A 2,601-nucleotide genomic window follows, 5' to 3' on the forward strand; every position below is an offset into this window, starting at 1 on the left:
GGACGGCGGACTGCCGGACCCGGCCGGTCGCGGGCGGGAGAAAGACGGAGAGTTGCTCGGGGGCGACGGTCTCCAGGGCGCGCGCCATGGACCGGAGCCGGGGCGGCAGGCCCTCGGCGGTGACCGTCACCCCGTGCGCGCGGTCCGTCCCGGCGGCCTGGGTCTCTTCTCCTGTGTGCATGGGCACCCCCTCGCTCACAACGCTCCGGGGCCCACAGATCGTTCCGTCACCCGGCGTCCCGGGTGGGGGACGGTTCCCCGTCCGGGCCGCGACCGGTCCCCGCCGGGTTCTCCGGGCCGCCGGGGACGCCCGGTCCGTCGGAGGCCGCCGCCGGGGACGCGCCCAGTGGGGGCGCCGGTCTCCCCGGATAGTCCGCGGGCGGGTTGAGCCGCTGGCCCGGGGCACCGCCCATCTCGTACTTCAGCAGCTTTCTGGCCTTCTCCGGGTCCGTCTCACCCTCTCCGTACGACGGACACAGATGCGCGATGGGGCAGGCGCCGCAGGCGGGCTTGCGGGAGTGGCAGATGCGGCGGCCGTGGAAGATCACCCGGTGGGAGAGCATGGTCCACTCGGATTTCGGGAAGATCGCGGCGATCTCCGCCTCCACCTTCTCCGGGTCCTCCTGCTCGGTCCACTTCCAGCGCCGCACCAGCCGTCCGAAGTGGGTGTCGACGGTGATGCCCGGCACCCCGAACGCGTTCCCCAGGACCACGAAGGCGGTTTTGCGGCCCACCCCGGGCAGCGAGACGAGGTCCTGGAGACGGCCGGGGACCTCACTGCCGAAACGGTCCCGCAGGGCCGTGGAGAGGCCCAGCAGGGATTTGGCCTTGGCCCGGAAGAAGCCAGTGGGCCGGATGATCGCCTCCAGCTCCTCCGGGGAGGCGGCGGCCATGTCCTCGGGGGTGGGGTACGCGGCGAAGAGGGCCGGGGTGGTCTGGTTCACCCGCAGATCGGTCGTCTGGGCGGAGAGGACCGTGGCGACGAGCAGTTCGAAGGGGTTGCGGAAGTCCAGCTCGGGGTGGGCGTAGGGATAGACCTCGGCCAGTTCACGGTTGATCCGGCGGGCGCGCCGGACCATGGCGAGCCGGGTCTCCGGCTTCTGCGGCCGCCCGGCTCCTCCGGCCCGGCCGGGCGTGTTCGACGCCGACGCCGCCGAACGGGCGGCACGGGGGCCGGGACCGCGACGGGCCTCGGCTTCGCCGGAGGCGGGGGCGCCGGTCGCGGCGGTGGAGACATCGGAGGCGCTGCGAGACGTACGGGATGTACGGGACGGCCGCGCCGGGCCCCGGCTACCGGAAGCGGACGGGCTGTCACCGGAACCGGACGGGCCGGGGAGCGCGGCGGAAGCAGCCGGGCCCGAGGCGTCCGCACCCCGCCCGGACTGGGCGGAACCGGAACGTGACGCGCTGGTGGCGGAGGGTCCGGAACGCCGGAGGGAACCCGATCCGGAACGCGCGCCGACGGCTCCGGAGCGCGCACCCTCTCGTTCCGATTTATTCTTTTTGGCGGCTTTTGGAGCATTGGGCGACTGCTGTTCGCCCACAGCGGAATTCTGCTCCCCGGACACTCGTTCAGCCCCCTTGGCCTGCGCTCTCACCGGCGAATTGGACACCCGGCCAGCCTACGGTCCCGCACTGACATCCGCCCCGGTCACCGGTAATCAGGACCCAATCGGGCCCCTGGCGCACGAACAGACGCTCCCGTGCGTCAGACTTGTTGTGATTGATCGCACGAATATTTACTTGCCAGGGGCTCACCGCGCCAGGCAGTCCCACACGGCGGTCCCTCCCCGATGCCGGTCCGGCGCGGCGCGGTCCGGCATCATGGGGGGCCACGGTCCCTGAGCAGGTCGACAAGGAGAGAACTCGTGGACGACGTTCTGCGGCGCGCCCCGCTCTTCGCGGCGCTCGACGATGAGCAGGCAGCGGAGCTCCGCGGCTCGATGAGCGAGGTGACGCTCGCCCGCGGCGACGCCCTCTTCCACGAAGGCGACCCCGGCGACCGCCTCTATGTGGTCACCGAGGGCAAGGTCAAGCTGCACCGCACCTCCCCCGACGGCCGCGAGAACATGCTGGCCGTCCTCGGCCCCGGCGAGCTCATCGGCGAGCTGTCCCTCTTCGACCCGGGCCCGCGCACCGCGACCGCCACGGCACTGACCGAGGTGAAGCTGCTCGGCCTGGGCCACGGCGACCTCCAGCCCTGGCTGAATGCCCGGCCCGAGGTGGCCACGGCGCTGCTGCGTGCCGTCGCCCGTCGGCTGCGCAAGACCAACGACCAGATGTCCGACCTGGTCTTCTCCGATGTCCCGGGCCGTGTGGCGCGGGCGCTCCTGGATCTGTCGCGCCGCTTCGGTGTGCAGTCGGAGGAGGGCATCCACGTCGTCCACGACCTGACCCAGGAGGAGCTGGCGCAGCTCGTCGGCGCCTCCCGCGAGACGGTCAACAAGGCGCTGGCCGACTTCGCGCAGCGCGGCTGGCTGCGCCTGGAGGCGCGGGCCGTGATCCTGCTGGACGTGGAGCGACTGGCCAAGCGTTCCCGCTGACGCGTCGGGCTCCCCTGACCGCGTTCGATGTGCCCTGAGGGGCCGCACACCCCGGTGT

Annotated in this window: 2 protein-coding genes and 1 pseudogene; 1 reads left to right on the top strand and 2 read right to left on the bottom strand. The window is 72.4% G+C overall.

What is annotated here, in order from left to right; genetic code table 11:
- Together ACFVIM_RS21735 and nth are read right to left on the bottom strand one after the other, a co-directional pair.
- Positions 1-181: pseudogene (locus tag ACFVIM_RS21735) on the bottom strand (coenzyme A pyrophosphatase); the annotation flags it as partial.
- Between the two features lie 46 nt (positions 182-227).
- On the bottom strand, positions 228-1,544 hold the full coding sequence (gene nth / locus ACFVIM_RS21740; protein WP_384303639.1) for an endonuclease III: 1,317 nt from the start codon (positions 1,542-1,544) through the stop codon (positions 228-230).
- Between the two features lie 324 nt (positions 1,545-1,868).
- Between nth and ACFVIM_RS21745 the strand changes: the two genes are divergently transcribed.
- A complete protein-coding gene (locus tag ACFVIM_RS21745) occupies positions 1,869-2,543 on the top strand; it encodes a Crp/Fnr family transcriptional regulator (protein ID WP_003956804.1) in 675 nt (224 codons plus the stop codon).
- Positions 2,544-2,601 lie beyond the last annotated feature (58 nt).

The sequence above is a fragment of the Streptomyces sp. NPDC057638 genome, assembly GCF_042800315.1.
Lineage (GTDB): Bacteria > Actinomycetota > Actinomycetes > Streptomycetales > Streptomycetaceae > Streptomyces.